The organism is Acinetobacter sp. 789_lipA, assembly GCF_058242845.1.
Genome location: NZ_JBZAYS010000001.1, coordinates 3066559 through 3087480, shown reverse-complemented (window position 1 = coordinate 3087480; position 20922 = coordinate 3066559). Strand labels below are relative to the sequence as shown.

At 41.4% G+C, this 20922-nt stretch carries 21 protein-coding genes; 9 read left to right on the top strand and 12 right to left on the bottom strand.

Translation table 11 applies throughout. From position 1 onward, the window contains the following. Window positions 1-6 precede the first annotated feature (6 nt). From pal to ybgC, 6 genes are all read right to left on the bottom strand, one after another. A complete protein-coding gene (gene pal, locus AC4CUZ_RS15235; protein WP_004693879.1) occupies window positions 7-576 on the bottom strand; it encodes a peptidoglycan-associated lipoprotein Pal in 570 nt (189 codons plus the stop codon). Between the two features lie 52 nt (window positions 577-628). Beyond that, window positions 629-1912: a Tol-Pal system beta propeller repeat protein TolB gene (gene tolB, locus AC4CUZ_RS15230; protein ID WP_005399723.1), complete on the bottom strand. Its 1284-nt coding sequence runs from the start codon at window positions 1910-1912 to the stop codon at window positions 629-631. Window positions 1913-2272: 360 nt separating this feature from the next. Then, window positions 2273-3508, bottom strand: coding sequence for a cell envelope integrity protein TolA (tolA, locus tag AC4CUZ_RS15225; RefSeq protein ID WP_004693874.1), 1236 nt, complete (start codon window positions 3506-3508; stop codon window positions 2273-2275). 3 nt (window positions 3509-3511) lie between these two features. Next, window positions 3512-3964, bottom strand: a complete 453-nt coding sequence (gene tolR / locus AC4CUZ_RS15220; protein WP_004693872.1) for a protein TolR — start codon at window positions 3962-3964, stop codon at window positions 3512-3514. Beyond that, a complete protein-coding gene (gene tolQ / locus AC4CUZ_RS15215; protein WP_004693871.1) occupies window positions 3964-4662 on the bottom strand; it encodes a protein TolQ in 699 nt (232 codons plus the stop codon). Before tolQ ends, tolR begins: the two co-directional genes overlap by 1 nt. A 26-nt stretch (window positions 4663-4688) precedes the next feature. Beyond that, complete coding sequence (gene ybgC / locus AC4CUZ_RS15210; protein ID WP_004693869.1) at window positions 4689-5096, bottom strand: tol-pal system-associated acyl-CoA thioesterase; 408 nt, start codon at window positions 5094-5096, stop codon at window positions 4689-4691. A gap of 221 nt (window positions 5097-5317) precedes the next feature. On the opposite strand from ybgC, the gene AC4CUZ_RS15205 reads away from it, so the two are divergent. Beyond that, the gene (locus tag AC4CUZ_RS15205) at window positions 5318-5899 is read left to right on the top strand and encodes a hypothetical protein (protein WP_004693867.1); all 582 of its coding nucleotides are present in this window, start codon (window positions 5318-5320) and stop codon (window positions 5897-5899) included. 76 nt (window positions 5900-5975) lie between these two features. After that, complete coding sequence (locus AC4CUZ_RS15200; protein ID WP_004693865.1) at window positions 5976-6764, top strand: hypothetical protein; 789 nt, start codon at window positions 5976-5978, stop codon at window positions 6762-6764. A gap of 28 nt (window positions 6765-6792) precedes the next feature. Here the strand turns inward: AC4CUZ_RS15200 and ruvB are convergent, their stop codons facing one another. From ruvB to AC4CUZ_RS15185, 3 genes are all read right to left on the bottom strand, one after another. Continuing rightward, a complete protein-coding gene (gene ruvB / locus AC4CUZ_RS15195) occupies window positions 6793-7797 on the bottom strand; it encodes a Holliday junction branch migration DNA helicase RuvB (protein ID WP_004693863.1) in 1005 nt (334 codons plus the stop codon). 313 nt (window positions 7798-8110) lie between these two features. Further along, complete coding sequence (ruvA, locus tag AC4CUZ_RS15190) at window positions 8111-8713, bottom strand: Holliday junction branch migration protein RuvA (protein WP_004693861.1); 603 nt, start codon at window positions 8711-8713, stop codon at window positions 8111-8113. Window positions 8714-8839: 126 nt separating this feature from the next. Beyond that, window positions 8840-10180, bottom strand: a complete 1341-nt coding sequence (locus tag AC4CUZ_RS15185; RefSeq protein ID WP_004693859.1) for a deoxyguanosinetriphosphate triphosphohydrolase — start codon at window positions 10178-10180, stop codon at window positions 8840-8842. 436 nt (window positions 10181-10616) lie between these two features. On the opposite strand from AC4CUZ_RS15185, the gene purL reads away from it, so the two are divergent. The 4 genes from purL (at window position 10617) to AC4CUZ_RS15165 (ending at window position 16008) form a co-directional block, all read left to right on the top strand. After that, entirely contained in the window at window positions 10617-14453 is a 3837-nt protein-coding gene (gene purL, locus AC4CUZ_RS15180) for a phosphoribosylformylglycinamidine synthase (protein WP_004693857.1), read from the top strand. A gap of 215 nt (window positions 14454-14668) precedes the next feature. After that, window positions 14669-14797: a KGW motif small protein gene (locus tag AC4CUZ_RS15175; protein WP_004693854.1), complete on the top strand. Its 129-nt coding sequence runs from the start codon at window positions 14669-14671 to the stop codon at window positions 14795-14797. A 124-nt stretch (window positions 14798-14921) separates the two neighbouring features. Beyond that, a complete protein-coding gene (locus AC4CUZ_RS15170; RefSeq protein WP_004693852.1) occupies window positions 14922-15692 on the top strand; it encodes an abortive infection family protein in 771 nt (256 codons plus the stop codon). A 4-nt stretch (window positions 15693-15696) separates the two neighbouring features. Beyond that, the gene (locus AC4CUZ_RS15165; RefSeq protein WP_004693851.1) at window positions 15697-16008 is read left to right on the top strand and encodes a YqfO family protein; all 312 of its coding nucleotides are present in this window, start codon (window positions 15697-15699) and stop codon (window positions 16006-16008) included. Window positions 16009-16255: 247 nt separating this feature from the next. Here the strand turns inward: AC4CUZ_RS15165 and AC4CUZ_RS15160 are convergent, their stop codons facing one another. Together AC4CUZ_RS15160 and AC4CUZ_RS15155 are read right to left on the bottom strand one after the other, a co-directional pair. Further along, the gene (locus tag AC4CUZ_RS15160) at window positions 16256-17011 is read right to left on the bottom strand and encodes a nitroreductase family protein (protein ID WP_004693849.1); all 756 of its coding nucleotides are present in this window, start codon (window positions 17009-17011) and stop codon (window positions 16256-16258) included. Between the two features lie 103 nt (window positions 17012-17114). After that, window positions 17115-17915, bottom strand: a complete 801-nt coding sequence (locus AC4CUZ_RS15155) for an enoyl-CoA hydratase-related protein (RefSeq protein WP_004693847.1) — start codon at window positions 17913-17915, stop codon at window positions 17115-17117. A gap of 104 nt (window positions 17916-18019) precedes the next feature. On the opposite strand from AC4CUZ_RS15155, the gene AC4CUZ_RS15150 reads away from it, so the two are divergent. Together AC4CUZ_RS15150 and AC4CUZ_RS15145 are read left to right on the top strand one after the other, a co-directional pair. Further along, on the top strand, window positions 18020-18589 hold the full coding sequence (locus AC4CUZ_RS15150) for a nicotinate-nicotinamide nucleotide adenylyltransferase (RefSeq protein ID WP_004693846.1): 570 nt from the start codon (window positions 18020-18022) through the stop codon (window positions 18587-18589). 43 nt (window positions 18590-18632) lie between these two features. Continuing rightward, window positions 18633-19229 carry a YceI family protein gene (locus AC4CUZ_RS15145; RefSeq protein ID WP_004693844.1) on the top strand — a complete coding sequence of 199 codons (597 nt, stop codon included), beginning with the start codon at window positions 18633-18635 and terminating at the stop codon, window positions 19227-19229. A 37-nt stretch (window positions 19230-19266) separates the two neighbouring features. On the opposite strand, the gene AC4CUZ_RS15140 is transcribed toward AC4CUZ_RS15145, so the two are convergent. Continuing rightward, on the bottom strand, window positions 19267-20157 hold the full coding sequence (locus AC4CUZ_RS15140; protein WP_004693842.1) for a LysR family transcriptional regulator ArgP: 891 nt from the start codon (window positions 20155-20157) through the stop codon (window positions 19267-19269). A 118-nt stretch (window positions 20158-20275) separates the two neighbouring features. On the opposite strand from AC4CUZ_RS15140, the gene AC4CUZ_RS15135 reads away from it, so the two are divergent. Next, window positions 20276-20875, top strand: a complete 600-nt coding sequence (locus tag AC4CUZ_RS15135; RefSeq protein WP_004693840.1) for a LysE/ArgO family amino acid transporter — start codon at window positions 20276-20278, stop codon at window positions 20873-20875. Window positions 20876-20922 lie beyond the last annotated feature (47 nt).

Below are 20922 nucleotides of genomic sequence, written 5' to 3'. Positions count from 1 at the left end.
CCAGCATTATTTTAAAAGTGGTGGAACTGCTTCGTAGTTAATTTCTACGCGACGGTTTTCTTTCCATGCATTTTCGTCATGGCCTGCATTGATTGGCATTTCTTTACCATAACTAACGGCTTCAAGTTGGTTTGGACTCACACCTGTGGTGATTAAGAAACTTTCAACCGCCTTGGCACGGCGCTCACCCAATGCCATATTGTATTCACGTGTACCGCGCTCATCGGTATGACCTGTTAACGCCACACGCGAATTTGCATTTGCCATTAAGAACTGCGCATGAGCTTGTAGCGTTTGGTAATCATCATTGCTGAGGTCGCTACTGTCATAGTCAAAATGCACAACGCGTTTTGCTAAAAATGCTTTGTTGGCTTCAGTTACGCCTTTTGCCGATGCACCTGCAAGATTTTGTGCATTTAAAGCAGCATCTTCACTTAGACCTTGAGTATTGACTGTGGTTGAACCATTTGGGTTTTGACCCGCTTCAATTGTCGCAGCGGGTTTGCGGCTCGCACATCCTGTAACTACAAGAGCAGTCGCTAAGATTGGAAGGGCTAAAAGTTTGATCGATTTCATTCTTCATCTCCATGAAAATTGATGATTATTAAATGACTAGTCATTAAAAAAGTTATTTGGGTGCCCAAGCGGGTTCACGGACTTCACCTTGTTCACTTGGTAAATTCATACGGAAACGGCCATCCAGTGACATGATCGATAACAAACCACGTGAACCTTCACGCGTTGCATAGACCACCATCTGCCCATTTGGGGAAAAACTTGGTGACTCATCCAAACTGGTTGGCGTTAAAATATTTGTAACACTTGAGTTTAAATCTTGAATAGCGACTTTATAGTTACTACCGCTTGGGCGGTGGACCAGTGCCAGCTTTTTGCCATCGGCACTGAGCGTACCACGTGCATTGAATGCGCCACGGAAGGTCAGGCGGTTATAACTGCTATTTGCCAAGTCATAACGGTAAATTTGTGCAGAACCACCCCGGTCAGAAGTAAAGATAAATGACTTACCATCTGGTGCATAACGTGCTTCAGTATCAATAGCACTGTCATTGGTCATACGTTGCAGTTGACGGGTTTCCAAGTTCATTTGGTAAATTTCTGGGTTGCCATGCATAGAAGCGGTGAACAACATACTTTTCCCATCTGGAGAGAAGCTTGGTGCGCCATTTAGACCACGGAAGCTAGCAAGCTTTTCACGCGCACCTGTCGAAAGGTCTTGGACATAAATTGCAGGGCGTTTGGTTTCAAATGAAACATAAGCAATTTTCTTGGCATCTGGTGTCCAAGCAGGCGATAAAATTGGATCGCGTGACGTTAAAATTGTACGTGGTTGCTCACCATCAGTATCCGCGATTTGTAGTGTATAGCGTTGTTCCGGTGTAGCTGGATTACGTAGCACATAAGCAATACGACCGCTAAAGTCTCCTGGAATACCAGTTAATGCTTGATAAATGGCATCACTAATCATGTGTGCAGCAGAACGAACGCGTGATGCTGGAACAGTTAATAATTCATTTAAAAGATATTGTTGTTTTTGGACATCATACAGTTGGTAATGAACCTCGTAGCTACCATTTTCAGTGGTTTTTACTGTTCCTGTAACGACATATGGAACACCTGCAGCCTGCCAGTTGGCTGCGTTCGGATTATTCATGCTGGCGGTTGCAGGTAAATTTTTTGAAGCGCTGGTAAATTTCCCTGAGCGGTTTAAATCCGTTTCAATAATGGGATAGAGGCTACTGTCATTGCTAAAAGGTACGATTGCAATTTTAGGCGCTTCTTCAGGTGCTTTTGCAATTTCTAAATGAAGCTGAGCATGCGCTTGAGTCACTAAGACTGGGCTGAAAGCAGTTAAAATGGCTAGGCTAAGAAGGTGTTTACGCGTCATTTCCATCATTCGTTATTTACTCAAACAAACGGCTTTTATTGTGGGTTTAATTGTTCTACATAATGGCATGATTTTCTAATATTAAAAGCATGAAATTATGACTGATCTGTTATAACACTGTGAAAAATGAGTAAGAATTAAGTCGTTGAAGCGTAAATGCAAAAACGCATAGGTAGATATGTGTGATAAGGGGGGAGTGGCGATTTGCTTATATGGAGTGCAATATCGACTGAAATTAAAGATATTGCACGGATTGTTATTGAAAGCTAAAACAGATTAAACGTATATAAAATAAGTTATTTGAGTATATAAAAGTACTGAGATTTAGGCTAAAAAAATCCCCCTGACTGTTCAGAGGGATTTGGGTTATTTTGCAGTAAAGGATGAGGTAAAGCTTTGTGCTTGCCGGCGCGCTTCTGGATCTGAAGGCATTGGATAGGGTGCAGCAGAACGAACAGCTGCTTCGACGCTGGCTTTCATGTCAGGGTCACTGGAGCTTACGAGCACAGATCGTACAGCACCACTATCCGAAAGCGTGACACGTGCAGTCGCGGTTTTACCCGTTGAACCTGCTGGGGTATCCCAAGCACGCTTAATTTTATTCTCAAAGTCGCGCTTAGCCGTTGAAGCAATTTGCTTTGCTTCTGCTTTCTTTTGCGCGGCTTCTTCGGCAGCTTGTTTTGCAGATGAAGCACGTGCTTCTTCAGCCGCACGCTCTTTCGCTTCAGCATCAGCTTTACGTTTTGCATCAGCGGCAGCCTTGGCTTTTTCGGAATCAGCTTTGGCTTTTGCATCAGCATTTGCCTTAGCTTTATCAGCATCAGCTTTACGTTTCGCATCAGCGTCAGCTTTGGTCTTCGCAGCATCTGCTTTAGCTTTAACATCAGCGGCGGCTTTCGCTTTGTCTGCATCGGCTTTACGTTTTGCATCAGCGGCAGCCTTGGCTTTATCTGCATCTGCTTTGGCCTTTGTATCAGCGTCTTGCTTCTGCTTTTTAGCGAGATCCGCTTTCTTTTGTGCCTCTAGCTTCGCTTTTTGTACTGCCTCTGCTTTTTTCAATGCTTCTAAGTTTGCTCGGCGTTTGGCATCTGCTTCGGCTTTCGCCGCTGCATCTGTTTTGGCTTTCTCTGCATTTTTAGCTTGCTCCGCTGCACGGGCAGCAGCACGTTCTTGCTGAGCTTGTAGTTTTTCAGCTTCAGCCTTCGCTCGTGCCTCTAACTGCTTTTGCATTTCTGCTTTACGCGTTGCCGCTTCAGCAGCTTTGGCATCCGCTGCTGCTTTTTGAGTGTCGACCTTTGGCACAACGGGTGTTATAGGTGGTGCAGTTGGGATCACAGGTGCAGGCTCTACAGCGGGCGGAGCAGTTTGTGTGACCTCTTTTGCTACATTTTCATGCGCTGTTTCAGTAAACTCTGTTTCTTCAAGCGTAACAGGCTTTAAGTCCTCAGGTTTGATGAGCACAGTTCTAATTTGCTTCGGTGGCTCTGGTGGTTTACTCATACCAAGATAAAGTAAGCCAACAACAGCAATCACATGGACACCAAAGGTAAATCCAAGCGCGATGGCTTTTTGTTTAAAAGGTGGCTTTTTAAAATCTTTCATAAATTACTTTAATGGCTCTGTGAGTAATCCAACTTGGCTGAGACCCGCTTCTTGTAGGCTGTTCATGAGCGACATGACTTCGCCATAAGAGCGTGACTGTTCACCTTCCACAACAACGGTTAAAGTTTTATTTTCAGCCTGAGCTTGTTGCTGTGCTTCACTTAAAATAGAGGTCAATTCAGATAAAGCCAAAGGTTCAGCTGAACTGTGTGTTTTATATTTAAGGAAATAGCGACCTTCTTTATCTAAGCTGACCATTGCAGGTGCATCTTTTGATTCAATGGGGTTGCCATTGGCCTGAGGAAGATCGACATTGATGCCGCTGGTAATCATGGGTGCGGTGACCATAAAAATCACTAATAATACGAGCATGACGTCAATATATGGGACGACGTTCATCTCACTTTTTAGTGGTTTCTTAATGCGCTCGAAGCGTCCTGAACGTTGAATTGCCATTAGTCATGTTCCTTAGTTTCACCCAAAGACTGACGTTGTAATAACGCAACCATTTCTTCTGCAAATAAAGCACGATCGGAGTAAACTGTTTCGCCTTTTCCGGTGTAATGGTTAAATGCCAATACCGCAGGAATCGCTGCAAATAAACCAATCGCTGTAGCAATGAGGGCTTCAGCAATACCGGGTGCAACCGTGGCAAGGGTGACTTGATCTACGTCTGCTAAACCGATGAATGCATTCATGATGCCCCAAACGGTACCAAATAAGCCAACATACGGGGCAACAGAACCAATGCTGGCCAAAGCACCTAAGCCTTGTTCAAGTTGGCTTTGGTCACGACTTAGACCGACGCGTAAAATACGTTCTGTGCCTTCAATGGTTTGTGCTGGAGCAGCATTGCGTTTTTTGAGTTTTAAAAACTCGCCTAAACCTTGATAAAAAATATCCTCAAGGCCGACACGTTTGGAGTTAAGTTGCGCATTGTTATATAGCGTATTCAGTTCAGCACCCGACCAAAAGATTTTTTGGAAATGGTCATCGTCTGCCTGTGCTTTTTTATAACTCATGTGTAACTTGGCAATCAGATACCAGCTAAACAGCGAGGCCAAAAGTAAAGCCAGCATTACCAGTTGTACGACTGGGCTTGCTTGTAATATTAGATCTGAAACTTGAAGAGATGATTCGAGTTGAGTTGCCATAGTTACTACATGTGCCAATAATTTTTTTAGTCTTGTCCTAATTCTTTTAGAATCAGTTCGCGGATTTCATCGGGAAGTCGACGTGGTTTCATTTCTGAACTGATACATGCCAATTCGACCTCACCAGATGCAAGCATGATTTCACCACGATAAATATTTTGTTGCAACACAAATGACGTAGCCTTACACGAAACAACACTTGCTGTAACAGTAATTAAATCATCCATTAAAATTGGACGTGAATATTTCACATTAATTTTGTGTACAACGAAGTTATAGTCTTTTTGATGCCAGTAATGATCTACACCAGAAGCACGTAACCACTCAGTACGGGTACGCTCCATAAAGCGAATATGATTGGCGTGGTAAACAATGCCACCTGCATCAGTATCTTCAATATAGACACGAATGTTGAATTCAAATTTATTCGCCATGAGAGTATTCCGTTTTTCCAGTTGTACGAGTCGATTTAGATTGACTTGGCGCTTTTATATTTAAGGACAGGGTCTTAAAATTGATGCACGTCAAAGTACTAATGCGTCGCAGTTTAGCATTATGAGATTTCACTCCAATGGCACAAGATGTCAAATATTGTGATTCATAACTGTTGGGGGAGTTGAACGCTGTATGGCTATAAAAATATAAGGATAAGGGAATGAATGGTTATTTTAAACTGCTGCTTATTTTGGCTGTGGCATTTGCGCTGTGGACATATTGGCTTAAGCCTGAGCAAGGAAGCAGAAGTTTAGAGTTATATTCACCGATTGAAAATGTACAGCAAGTTGAAGGCTACACAATTACTTCCTTAGAACCATATGCGGGAGAGTTTCGTGTGTTGGCGCGTGAAAACTATAGGATGGGTCGTGAAGCAGAGCTGAGTCCTGTGGATTTTGCTTTGGGTTGGAACGAGATGGCGAAGCCTGAAGTCTACAAGCAACTATCTATTACACAAAGTAATCGTTGGTATTATTGGCGTTATGAGAACAATCCACCCATTCCAGTAAATGACATTGCCTCGAGTAGTGCCAATACGCATTTGATCCCAGCCAATAAAGTTGTTGCACAAAAGCTTGCAGATATTGATGTGGATGACATGGTTTATTTAAAAGGGCAACTGGTTGAAGTTAAGTCGGCTGATGGTTGGACGTGGCGCAGTTCACTGAGTCGGACAGACACAGGAAATGGGGCGTGTGAGTTAATGCTGGTGGAGGATGTGAGAGAAATTTCTTCTTTATAAACCTTACTTTGTGTTCAAGCCTATTTGAAGTTTAGTATGATAAAGCCACTTGATAAGTTAAAAATAAGTTTGAAATATGCCTAAGCAAGATTCTAACGATATAGTAATTCAACTTCCTTGGACAGTGCCTCAACAACCAAGTGTGCAAACAATAGTTTTCCAGCAGCCTGCTAAAACACATATGGAATTAAATGCTTCTACAGACAAAACGGCTATTTTGTCTTTTGCACTTTCTGTTGTGATTGCATTAGCTTTAGGTGGCTTAGCTACTTGGTTGGCATATTGGTATGGACGAAAAAGTTTTGATTTAACGAAGCAGTCTTTTGATGCGGTAATTAAGCAAATAGAAAGTTCTGAAAGACTAATGATGGAATCAAATAGTAATTTAATTGAAAATCAATATAAACAATTACTTATGAAGAATAAAATAGATGGTTTTAATAAGGATAGAAATGAATTTAAAAGATTGGTAGTTGATTTTCTAACTGAGGCGGAAAATTTATCAACATTTATTGGATTTACTGCGATGGAAAGTATAAAGATTGATTTATCAAAGCATGTTCAAAAGGGTACGTATGGTTATGAAATATATAAAGAACTCCAAGGAAGATTGAAAAATATGCAGGCTTTAAAGGTGAAAATATCATTTGAAGTTTTTTACTATACTGCTGATTTTCAAACTGAGGTAAATCTAATTTTAAGAGACATTGTTTTAGATGGTGCTTTATTAAATAATGCTCTATTACGTAAAAGTAGTACATTGCAGGAAGACATTAAAGCATATAGAAATCACATTGCAAAATTTAAACTCATTGCAAAAAAACTTTTAAAAAATGAGATGGTTTTAGATAAATTCATAAACTAAGCCTATTTTTCAGGCTTAGTTTTTTTGCTTAATGTTTCGGTTCAGGCGGTGTCATACCAAACTGTAAATATGCCATATTGGTGGCAATACGACCACGGGCTGTCCGCATCACATAACCTTGTTGAATCAAATACGGTTCAATCACGTCCTCTAATGTACCTGAGTCTTCAGCCATTGCAGCTGCCAAAGCTTCTACACCACCAGGGCCGCCATCAAAACGTTCAAGTAACATACTCAAATAACGACGGTCTAAAGTGTCTAAACCATCTTTATCGACATTGAGCATATCGAGTGCACGCTGAGCCATATCTTGTGTCACTTCACCAGTACCTTTGACTTGTGCATAGTCACGAACTCGACGTAGTAAGCGGTTGGCGATACGCGGCGTACCACGTGAACGACGTGCAATTTCTGCTGAACCTTCACGTGTAATAGGTACATCCATCAAATTGGCAGAACGAGTCACAATATGCGTCAAGTCAGCGACGGAATAGAATTCAAGGCGTTGCACGATGCCAAAACGGTCACGTAAAGGAGAGGTGAGGAGTCCAGCACGTGTGGTTGCGGCAACTAAAGTAAAAGGGGGTAAGTCGAGCTTAATTGAACGCGCTGCAGGACCTTCACCAATCATAATGTCGAGTTGGTAGTCTTCCATGGCAGGGTAAAGAATTTCTTCAATCACGGGGGAAAGACGGTGAATTTCGTCGATGAATAGCACATCACCTTCTTCAAGGTTGGTCAGCATGGCTGCCAAATCCCCAGCCCGTTCTAGTACGGGGCCTGAAGTCGACTTGAGGTTTCCACCCATTTCACGCGCAATAATATTGGCAAGTGTGGTTTTACCTAGTCCCGGTGGACCAAAAATTAAGGTGTGATCGAGTGCTTCACCACGACCACGGGCTGCGCCAATAAAAATTTCCATTTGCTCACGAACCACGGGCTGACCGATGTAGTCATCGAGTGAGGTCGGGCGGATAGCGCGGTCGATATGATCTTCGGGTTTTTCGGAACCACCGATGAGACGGTCTTGCATATATTATTTAAACTTTAGGTGAATATGCTTTGTAGCAAAATGTCAGAAAAGAAAGTATATACCTTGGCGGAGTCTTTCCATTTTCAAGCGAAACTCAGGAATAACCTGCGGTTCGCCTTACTTTTGTTTTGCAAAATGAGAAGCAATGCTTCGCAAGAAAACCACTTGCGGTGCAATGCACCTCATCGCAAAACTCATCGAATGAAAGTTCTTATCGACTATATCGCAGAAACATTGATCTGCAAATGTCTCCTGACTCGAACAGTTGCCAATGACACTTACGTGTATCAAATGTCGTCTTGATTGAGATGCTTTATTTATTCATCGATTTGAGTGCAGCACGGATGATGTCGCTTGCTTCAGTGAAATCACCTTTTGCTGCATTGACCAATTTCTGTGCTTCTAAAGGTTTATACCCTAAAGATTGTAAGGCCGCTTCAGCTTCTGCCACGGCAGAGTTACCTGTGAACTGAATTTGTTCAACGGTTGAGTTGCTTGGTGCTGTACCTGAAGACATCGCTTTAAAGCGATCACGTAGTTCAATCATGAGGCGTTCAGCGGTTTTTTTACCCACACCAGGTACTTTAACCAGTGTATTAATATCTTCATGCTCAACAGTATGAATCAGCATATCGACACTAAGCGTGGATAAGATACCTAAAGCCATTTTAGGGCCGACACCGTTGACCTTTAATAGGGTGCGAAAAATGATTTTTTCTTGTTGATGTAGAAAACCATAGAGCAGTTGAGCATCTTCACGCACGGCAAGGTGCGTCCATAAGGTAATCTTCTGGCCTTTTTGTAGTTGGCAGAAGGTTGTCAGTGGTGTATCAATTTCATAACCGACACCATTTACATTTAAAAGTACGGTGGGTGCTTCTAGTGCGAAGACTTCACCAATAAGACATCCGATCATGTTGTGTGATTCACTTTTTTATCAATGGTTGCATAGTAGTGAGCATTGCGCAGAAAGGCAAAAGGCTCACGGAAAATTGAGTTCGGATTGATGGCTTTATCATCAAACTGGATGTTGATGACACATTTAAATCAATCCTGCCTTATTGCCTTGTAACTCTTGAGACAAGTTGTACGCTTGGTGGTCTGAAAATTTAGAAATAATATCTAAGACCTGCATGATATTTTCATAATGGTTGCTACCAAAGTGCGCACCAGAACGACATAAAATAGCCATTAAGCGTTGTTCTTTAAAGCTCAATGTTTTATGCGGTGTAGTGAGCGGAATAAAGGCATCTAAAATGTTTTGTAAACTTTGATGGGCAATAATTTCCAAACCAGCTTTTTGTGGGTGTTCAAATATTTTATTGCGGGCTAAATCTTTTGCACGGTTAATGCCTAACTCAATATCAGCAGCGCAGTATTGCAGTAAGCTGCCAGCCAGTTGTCCGTTTAAAATTTCAAAATGATGCTTAGCAAAAGCCGATGTGACTTCTTCAACCAGACGTTTCATCACGCGCCCGCGCAGGGCTGCAATTTTTTGCTGCCAAGTCGTATCTGGCATCGACAGTTCAGTTGGTGCGCTATATTCACCAAGCAAGCTTAAAAAAATCGGTTCAACTTCTTCATAAGACAACATGTTTAAAATAATGCCATCTTCAAGGTCAATCAGGGCGTAGCAAATATCATCTGCTGCTTCAAGTAAATAAGTCAGTGGATGACGACAATAATGATATTCACCCAGTTGAATCAGTCCGAGTTGCTCTGCAATTTGTTGAAGGATTTCTTTTTCTGCCTGATAGCAGCCAAATTTGGCACGTTTACTGGCAGGGGTATTGCCTTGTGATTCGATGGTTTTAGACAGCCACGGATATTTTAAATAAGCGCCCAGTGTTGCATAGGTTAGACGCATGCCACCATCATTAGGGTGATAGTCAATTTTAGTCAGTAAGCGTAGACCTTGGGCATTACCTTCAAACTGACGCACATCGGCTTGTTCTTCTGCGGAAAGTTTCTCTAAAAAGTTTCCATGTGATGCATCGTCAAACCATTCGCGAATGGCGTATTCACCTGCATGGCCAAACGGGGGGTTCCCAATATCATGTGCTAAACAAGCTGCTTGAATAATGGCTCCAACATCGGCAGGGGAAATCCAAATTGGCAGTTCGTCCTTGATCTTTTCCGCTGCGAGCATGCCAAGAGAGCGTCCAATGCAGGAGACTTCGAGCGAATGAGTTAAACGGGTGTGAATGCCATCGTGTTGAGTCAGTGGATGGACTTGGGTTTTTCGGTTCAGTTGGCGAAAACTTTGGGAAAAAATAATTCGATCATAATCTTTGTGAAATGGGCTACGTGCCAATTCGGTATTTTGTTTTTTACTTCCAATACGAACTGTTGAGAGCAGTTCCAACCAACGCATTTGCATCATTTATCGTTATTCAGTGAGTTATTGGCTTCATCATGCCAAAAAAGTGTGACGAGCTCTAGAGGGCTGCGACATAAGTTGTCTTTTAATTTATGCAGTATGAAGTTTTCAGAAATAGAACATCTTAAAGCAGTCCTGTTTGTTCTCAAGCAGGCTGTCAACTTCGTTATTTGCAGCTTAAATATCAATTGAAAATGGTTTTTAGAACCCAACAAAAGCCTAAAAGTCGGGCATCTTTGAAATTTATTCCTTAAAACATTTGTTACTAATCATGTTTGATTTTTAAAGTCAAAGTAAATTGATCTTTTAAAACAAAGAAATCTCACTTTTTTAAGTCGTAGACGACTAGCTGATTTTGGCAATACACAGTAGAATATGCGCTCTCTTCAAGTCACATTGAGGTAGGTTGTCTAGACCTGCCCGTGGAGCCAAAAACAGCATGTTTATCGTTGCCGGTGCACCTGCACACTCTTCTTTTAAGCAAACACAACTTTTAACACGTCTATCGTCTATCAGTTCTGTTCAATCAATAGAAAGCCAATGGGTTTACCTTTTCGACCAAGCGCTCGACGAGCAACAACAGCAATCTGCTTTGCAGCTATTAAATGATGGCGCAACCTTCCAAGTTCGCGAAGCGACAAGTGATGAAGTTCAAGTCCTTGTGACGCCACGTGTAGGTACAATCTCGCCGTGGTCATCAAAGGCAACGGATATTTTTGCTAACTGTAATACCCCGATACACCGCTTAGAACGCGGTGTTTTGTTTACTTTAAAAGGTATTTCTGAAGTATCGGATGCAGTAAAACAAGTTTTACATGACCGTATGACTGAAAGTGTGTTCAATCAAATTGAAGACGCTGCTGCATTGTTCTCTGAAACTGCACCAAAGCCTTTAAATGCAATTGACATATTAGGTCAGGGTAAAGACGCTTTAGTAAAAGCGAACTCTGAGTTTGGTTTTGCACTCTCTGATGAAGAAATTGATTATTTAGTTGCTGCTTTTAACAAGCTCGGTCGTAATCCGCACGATATTGAACTGATGATGTTTGCTCAGGCAAACTCAGAGCACTGTCGTCATAAAATCTTTGGTTCTGAATGGACAATTGATGGTGAAAAACAGCCATTGTCATTGTTCCAAATGATTAAAAATACTTATAAAGAATCACCGACAGATGTATTGTCCGCATATAAAGACAATGCTTCGGTGATCGTTGGTTTTGATACTCAGCGTTTCTATCCAAAGAAAGATGAAGCGACGGGTCACCACGTTTATAAATACAAGAGCCAAGCCGCTCACATCTTGATGAAAGTGGAAACGCATAACCACCCAACAGCGATTGCGCCATTTGCGGGTGCTGCGACTGGTTCGGGCGGTGAAATCCGTGATGAAGGTGCAACAGGTCGTGGTGGTAAACCAAAAGCAGGTTTAACAGGCTTTACGGTTTCAAACTTAAATATTCCGGGCTTTGAACAGCCTTGGGAAGAAAACTACGGTAAACCATCTCGTATGGCATCTCCGCTTCAAATTATGATTGAAGGCCCATTGGGTGGTGCTGCGTTTAACAACGAATTTGGTCGTCCTGCTTTAAATGGTTACTTCCGTACATTTGAACAAAATGTAAATGGCGATGTAAAAGGCTTCCATAAGCCAATTATGATTGCGGGTGGTTACGGTAACATTCGTCCAGACCACGTGGAAAAAGATGCGATTCAACCGGGTGACTTGCTGATCGTTCTTGGTGGGCCTGCAATGCTGATCGGCCTGGGTGGCGGTGCTGCATCTTCTGTAGACAGCGGTAAACTCGGTGAAAACCTAGACTTCGCTTCTGTACAACGTGAAAACCCTGAAATGGAACGTCGTTGCCAAGAAGTGATTGATGCATGCTGGCGTATGGAAGACTTCAACCCAATCGTGTCTGTGCATGACGTGGGTGCAGGTGGTATTTCAAACGCAATGCCTGAGTTGGTGAATGACCACGAACTGGGTGCGATTCTTGATTTACGTAAGATTCCATCACTTGAGCCGGGCATGTCTCCAATGGAGATCTGGTCAAACGAAGCGCAAGAACGTTATGTATTGGCGATTCGTCCAAGTTCTTTAGAATTATTTGAATCATTATGTGCACGCGAACGTTGTCCGTTTGCCGTTTTAGGTGAAGCAACTGAAGCGCGTCAATTGACAGTGAACGATCCATTGTTTGATAACAAAGCCGTGGATATGCCAATGCAAGTCATGCTGGGCGGCACACCTCGTATGAGCCGTTCGTATGAAACGATTGAACGTCAAGGCGACGACTTTGATGCTTCTAAAGTCACAGATTTGAAAGATGCGATTTACCGTGTACTTAAAAACCCAACGGTTGCATCGAAATCATTCTTGATCACCATTGGTGACCGTTCAATTACAGGTATGGTTGCACGTGATCAGTTTGTAGGTCGTTGGCAGGTTCCTGTTGCAGATGCAGCAGTGACCACAACAAGCTTACAAGGCTATACAGGTGAAGCAATGGCGATGGGCGAACGTCCACCTGTTGCATTGTTAAACCCTGCGGCATCTGCACGTTTATCGGTTGCAGAGTCGATCTCGAATATTATGTCTGCAAAAATCGACCAGATCAGTGACATTAAATTGTCTGCGAACTGGATGGCGGCGGCAGGGCAAAAGGGTGAAGACCAAGCTTTATTTGAAGGTGTAAAAGCCATCGGTATGGAAATGTGTCCTGCACTCGGTATTGCAATTCCAGTGGGTAAAGACTCATTGTCTATGCGTACTACTTGGAATGATGAAGGCGAAGACAAATCGGTGACTTCACCGATGTCAGGTGTAATCACAGCCTTTGCGCCTGTGACTGATGTACGTAAAACCTTAACGCCTGAATTGAAAAATGAAGAATCAGTACTTGTGCGTATTGATCTTTCTAAAGGTCAGTTCCGTCTAGGCGGTTCTATCCTTGCTCAGGTCTATAAAGCTATTGGTTCAGTGACACCAGATGTGGATAGTTTTGACGACTTCAAAGCTTTCTTTGTCTTGGTTCAAGACTGGAACAACCGCGGCTTAATTAAGGCTTACCACGACATTGGTGATGGTGGTTTGCTTGCAACTGTTGCGGAAATGATGTTTGCAGCACGTCTCGGTGTGGCTTTAGAAGATCAATCAACTGAAAGTTTATTTGCAGAAGAAATTGGTGCAGTGCTTCAAATCAGCACGTCTGATTGGGCAACACTTGCAGAAGAAGTTGCGGCATCTACATTATGCGATGCAATTACGGTCATTGGTACGGTAAACAACACCGATCAGTTGACTGTAAATGGCTTAGTGCTTGAACGTGCAGACTTGCAAGTGGCGTGGACTGAAGTGTCACATCAGATCCAACGTTTACGTGACAACGTAGAAACAGCGGATCAAGAATTTGCATTGATCACGGATAAATCACATGCAGGTATTATTGCAAAACCTACATTTGATTTGAACGAGCCAATCGAAGCGCCGTACATCAACGAACGACGTCCAAACATGGTGATCTTACGTGAACAAGGCGTAAATGGTCATGTTGAAATGGCTGCGGCATTCGACAAAGTTGGTTTCAACACTGTAGATGTGCACATGAGCGACTTACTTGCAGGTCGTATCAGCCTAGATGACTTTGAAGGCCTTGTGGCATGCGGCGGCTTCTCTTATGGTGACGTCATGGGTGCAGGCGGCGGCTGGGCGAAATCAGTTTTGTTCAACCCAAAACTTCGTGACCAATTTGAAAAATTCTTCAACCGTGACGAAACGTTCTCTCTTGGTATTTGCAACGGCTGCCAAATGTTGTCGCAATTGGCTCCACTGATTCCGGGTGCTGAAGCTTGGCCGCGATTCCATCGCAACACTTCTGAGATGTTTGAAGCGCGTGTGGTCAATGTTCGTGTTGAAAAATCGAACTCTGTCTTGTTAGATGGTATGGAAGGTTCAATCCTACCGATTGCAGTTGCACATGGTGAAGGTCGTGTAGTGACTAGTGCAGATAACTTGGCTGCATTAAATACAGGTAATCAAGTAATCTTGCGTTATGTCGATAGCCAAGGTAACCCAACTCAACACTATCCAATGAACCCGAATGGTTCTCCAGAAGCGATTTCAGGTGTTACATCGAAAGATGGTCGTGCAACGATTATGATGCCGCACCCTGAACGTAACTTCCGTGCAGTACAGCATTCTTGGAAGCCTGAAGAGTGGACGGAAGATGGTGCATGGTTACGTATGTTCCGTAATGCACGTAAGTTCATTGGTTAATCTGAAGTCTGGGTTTTGAAAAGCCACCTTCGGGTGGCTTTTTTATTGAATCGTTTTTTATTTTTTTAATTCTCCCGCTGAAGTTGGTTTAGATTTTGCTTTTATATTTATGTAAAAGTGATATTGTGTAATAAATGCACAAATATCATGCACAATAGAAGAAAGATGGATCACTAAACAATTTCAGTATCAACACTCATGTATGAGGTGATGACATGATTAAAACAGTTACATACGAAGCAGTAGATAAGTCTGCATTGCGTAAAAAAGGATGGAAGTTGTTTGCTGTGATTTTGAGCTTGCAATTGATCTTTTTGATTTTGGGTTATGCATTGCAGATGTGATTTTTGAAAGTTAAAGAACCAACGAAAGGTGGATTTTTATTGATGATAAGATATTCAAAAATATTTATGGCTTTATTTTTATATACTTATAAAATATTTAAAGTTTGAATATTTAAGATTAAAAATGACAGATTTAATAAAAACAGTTTCATTATTACAAGAGTTAATCATCTCTAGAGTCTTAGACAAATTAGAGCAAGGCTCTGACGAAGCATTTATTCAATTGAGAAATGAGCTGATTAAAATTAATAATCTAAAACCTTATCTTCCAACATTAGTGAAAAATTCTAGATCTTTAGATCAGGCGAATGACTATTTAAAAAATACTTTTAATGGTTATGAGGAATGTAAACAACATATCTATGATGATTTTAATGAATTGTTCGATGTCTTGGAAAGTTTAGATACAACTCCATTAGACCATCTAGTGATGAATAAAATTGAAGGTTTAAGTTCTGATTACATTCATCAAATATGGGGTAAAGCTTTAGAAAGACGAAGTACAGATCCCGAAGGGGCAATTACGTTGTCGAGAACATTATTGGAATCTACTTGTAAGCATATATTGGATGACTTCAATGTTGATTATGGAAATAGTCCTGATATTAATCATTTGTACCGTCTATTAAACAAAAAGTTGAACCTATCTCCATCACAACATACAGAGCAAACTTTTAAGCAGATTTTGGGCGGTTGTAGTTCTATTGTTGAGGGATTAGGTGCATTAAGAAATAAAGTTGGTGATGCACATGGACAAGGGCAGAAGAATTTTAAACCATCTTCGAGACATGCAGAATTAGCAGTGAATTTAGCAGGAACCATGTCGGTGTTTCTTTTCTCAACTTGGGATATAAGAGCCGAGTCCGAAAAATTATCAAATTCTCATAAAGAGTAGTTCCATGCTCAAACTTATTTACTATGTTCCCGAATCACATCTTGAATCTACCAAACTTGCGATTTTTGAAGCAGGGGCAGGTGGTATAGGAAACTATGAACACTGTGCATGGCAGGTTTTGGGTACAGGCCAGTTTAAACCTGTAAAAGACGCAAATCCGTTTATAGGTGAGTTGGATGCTTTGGAGAAAATTCCAGAGTGGCGGGTAGAAACCATTGTTCCAGAGGAGAAAGCTGTCACTGTGGTAAAGGCTTTAAAATTAAGTCATCCCTATGAAGAACCAGCTTTTGAGTTTATTCAAATCGTGGATATTTAATCTTAAAAGAAGTTTGTGGCGGAGTCTTAAGGTTTAATATTTAATTGAGACTTTAACCTTCGGTTCGACCTACTTTTCTTTCGGGAAAAGTAGGCAAAACCATTGTCATCAGCAAAACTCGATTGCTTTTATCATATGATTAAATAAGTCGCAGAAACTCTATGATAGGTATTTAGGTTAGCTCGAACAGTTGCTGATGACCTTAACGCGTATCAAACTTTTGCAATCACTATAATTAAGGTAGCAACTAAACCTTCTGAATAAATAACTCACGATCAAAACGGTACTGCGGGAAAAATACACCGTCTTCTGCACGCTCACCTGCACCAATCACCATCACAGGGTATTGTTGATCATTCAGATTTAACAGTTTACGCACCAAAGGCTCATCAAAACCTTCCATCATACAACTATCGAAACCATAGGCACGTAAAGCTAGCACTAGGTTCTCACAAGCTAAAGCTGTAGTTTTACTTGCCCAAAGCTTAGCATCGGCTTGATTAAATGCAGTAACAGGAAGTTGTTTATCAAGTGTACGGGCTACTTTAAATGCAACTTTTTTGAAGTTACCCAATGCATTGAAATAACCTGTTTTATAGTTGTATGGAATAAAGCGGTAATACTTTTGAATCGCTGGTGGTGCTTCGGGAAATGGAAACTCGGTGATATTTAGTTTCGCCATCTCATCAACACGATCTGTTCTAGCGACACATACGATTAATTCGGATGCGGTTTTAGCAGCAAGTTGTCCTAAACACGCTTTAACCAGCTGCTTTTTCTTACTCGGATTTTGCACCACATAGAATGTCCAAGGCTGTAAGTTTGATGAATTGGGTGCAAGCAACGCTAAATCTAAGCATTCATCTAAAATTTCACTTGGAATCGGTTTATCCGTGAACTTACGTACTGAACGACGGCTTTGGATGACTTTCTTAAAATTTTCAACATCGATGTCTTGTGGGGCAGGCTCAAAGTAACGCTTTTTTTCTGTAGTGTTTGACATAAGAAGTTTTCCGAATAGGTTCTTAAATATTTTGGGACGGAAAATAAAAAAACAACTGTGTAATATGAAACACAGTTGTTTTTAGTGATTCAACGATGAACGATTAGTTGAATTGGGTGAAATCAGGTTTACGCTTTTGCATAAATGCTGATACGGCTTCCATCATTTCTGGAGAGCCGACACGATCCATGAAAATTTCAGCTTCATGATCAATCCAAGCCACAATTTCATTTACATTGTGCTTCATTAATGCCTTAGACTGCACTAAAGAGGCTAAAGGTAAAGCAGACAACTGTGCCGCTTTTTTAGCTGCTGCTGCATACACATCATCTTCAATACTATTCACAAGGTTTGCAGCAACTGCAGTTGCACTGTCAAACTTCTGAGCGGTCAGCAGTAATTCAGCAGCTTTGTGATAACCTGCTTGTTCTACCAATAATTTGCTTGAAGCACCTTCTGGAGATAAACCAAGGCTTACAAATGGAATCTGGAATAGGGCAGTGTTGTCGCTATAAACCAAGTCACAATGTAACAGGATCGTTACCCCAATACCAATCGCCACACCACGTACAGCCGCAATCAACGGTTTAGAAAATTTTGCCGCAGATTTAAGTAAAATAAATGGAGGGCCTTCAGCCGCAGGTGCTTGACCTTTTTGCGCTGCAGATTTCATAAAATCTTGCATGTCGTTGCCTGCGGTAAAGTCCGCGTCTTCACCACGTAGAATGACAGCACGAACGCTATTGTCTAGATCTGCTTCATCTAAAGCTTTTGCGATCCATAAATAAAGTTCGCCATACAACGCATTCTTTGCTTCAGGACGGTGAATGGCTAATGTCAGTACGCCATTGTCTAATTTTGCATTCAAATGTTGATGAGGTTGTTGAATACAGCTCAGTGTCATCGTACTATCCTTGCTAGAAAGTTTGATTTAATTTTATGGGCTCATTATGTCGCATAATTTTATGATCGACACAACTGACCAGTTCATAAAAAAGTAAAAGATTTATGCCATATACATTTGATTATCTCGTATTCATTGGTCGCTTCCAGCCATTTCACTTGGCGCATATGCAAACCATTAAGATTGCTTTAGAGCAAAGTGAAAATGTCATTTTGGCTTTAGGTTCTGCGCAAAATGAACGAAATACGAAAAATCCATTTTTAGCATCTGAACGTGAAGAAATGATTTTATCGAACTTTTCAGAAGCGCATCAAAAACGGATTCACTTTGTACATGTAATTGATGTTTATAATGATGTTAAATGGGTGCAATTGGTAAAAAAATTAGTGAATCATGTAGTCACACCTGATTCTAAAGTTGGACTCATTGGCCATTTTAAAGATGATTCCTCCTATTATTTACAGCTTTTTCCTGAATGGAAAATGGTTGAACTCGATAGCCTACAAGATGCGATGTCTGCAACACCTGTTCGAGAAGCTTATTATCGAGGTGATATTTTAGAGCAGGCGTTTCCACTGGGAACCAGTGATTTTTTACATAAATTCCAACAAAGTGAAATATATAAACAGTTACAACACAAATTTTTAACTCAGGACCCATCCAATTTAGACTAAGGTTCTCAGTCGAATAAAAATATTTCGACGAGGATCGAGTTCAATGGATAGAAAACAACAGACGAAACAGATTGCACGTCATGCGGTCATTAGAAATGCTTTGATGATTGCAGGTGTTACATTTGCATTCAGCACTCAAGTGCAAGCCCAGTCATGGACATTGACGCCTCAGAGTAATGTAGGCTTTGAAATTAAATCCTTGGGTGTAACCGTTGTAAGAGCTAAGTTTAATCGGGTGCAATCTAGTATGCAGTTTGATGCCAAAGCACCACAGCATGCTTCGACGCATTTTGTCATGGATGTAAATAGCCTAAGCTTGAGTAAACCTTCACTGAAAAATATGATTTTGGGTGAAGATTTGTTTTATGCATCCAAGTACAAAACCGCTAACTTTAAAAGTACCAGTTTTAAAGATTTGGGTAATGGTCAATATAATATTGCCGGAAACTTAACACTTCGCGGCATCACCAAGCCTGTTAGCTTTAGCACGACCCTAAAACCAAGTGCCAATAATGCCAATCTACTGGATGTCCAGTCCTCAGCCGTAATTAACCGAAGTGATTTTGGCATGAAAAAAGCCATTGCAGGTGTAGGCGAAAAAGTGAATATTCAACTGTCAGGGCAGTGGAAAGTGCAATAGAGGCTTAATATCTTAAAGACCTATATTCAGGGCTTTATTAATTCATCGCTGCGTGAGCCTGTTCAATCAAGAGATCTGTTAGCAGATTTAACTGCACCGACTGCTGTTTCCAATGATGCCAATACAAAGGCAAATCGATATTGAGTTGAGGATCCACCTCAACCAATGAGCCATCCGCCAAACGCGGTTTGGCTTGGTAATAGGGTAACCAACCGTAACCGAGTCCCATCGTAACCGCATCAAAAAATGCACTGGAAGACGGAATAAAGTGATGTGGATATTGAGTTGGATTGAGGCCAAACTTTTGTTGGATATACGCGGTGTGGAGTTGATCTTTTGCGTTAAAGATCAGTGCAGGAGCTGCACGTAGAGACACCCGGTTAACGCCTTGTTTAAACCATTGCTGTGCAAAAGTTGGGGTGGCGACAAAACGATAGTTCATATCGCCAATGTATTCGGCTACACAGCCTTTCATGGCTTGTGATTCATCTGTCACGCAGGCATTCACCAAACCGGCTTCAAGTAAGTGATGGGTTTGTGATTGGTCATCAACCTGAAAATGCACCACGATCTTTTGTTCAATTAATGTTGACTGTAGCAAGGGCAACAACCATGTCGCTAAGGAGTCGGCATTGGTTGCAATGTTGATTTGATAAAAAGCAGAGGTGTTCATATGACCAGTGAGGTTCTGAATGAAACTTTGCTCTAACAGTCGGCTATGTTGCAAATAATGTAGCAGCGATTGACCTGCTTGTGTCGGGCGGCAAGGTCTTTCGCGCACAATTAATAAATGCCCCAAACTTTTTTCTAGGCTTTGTACGCGTAAAGTGACGGCTGAAGCAGTAATGCATAGCTGTTCAGCAGCAAGGTCAAAACTTCCTGTTTCTGCTACAGCTAAAAATGCGTCGCATTGTTTATGATTCAGCATATCGGGACTCACTTTAAACTAAAAATATTTTAGTTATATTGATATTTTCTAAATAATACTTAATTTAACTAAAAATGAAAGATAATCCTGACATCATCAATTAAGTTGAAAAGTCAAAATGTTAAGTACATATGTACAAGGGCTTGCAGTTGGGATGAGCCTTATTATTGCTATTGGGGCTCAAAATGCATTTGTGCTAAAACAGGGGCTTAAAAAGCAGTTTGTTTTTTGGGTATGTTTTGTCTGTGCATTGTCGGATTCTATTCTAATTGTCTTAGGCGTTTCGGGTTTTTCAAAAGTGCTTCAGCACTATCCTGAAATTATTCAGTTTGCCAAATGGGCAGGGGCACTTTTCCTGTTTTGTTATGGATTCCAACATGCACTGCGGGCATTCAAATCACAGCAGGGCTTGGAGGCAAGTCCCATTGAAAAGCATCAACTAGTGAATATTGTTTTGCTGTGTTTGGCGCTGACTTGGCTTAATCCGCATGTGTATTTAGATACGGTTATTTTACTGGGTTCAATTTCAACACAGTTTGAGCAACCTGCGTACTTTGCTCTAGGAGCAGTGTGTGCGTCTTGGTTGTTTTTCTTTGCTTTGGGCTATGGGGCTCGTGTGCTTATCCCTATTTTTGCAAATCCGAAAGCGTGGAATGTGCTAGATGCGATCATTGCTCTGGTGATGTGGGGAATCGCCATTTCACTGCTTGCGAAATGAAAAGCGTGTGCAATAAAAAACTATAAATTAAAAAATCACAAAAAAAC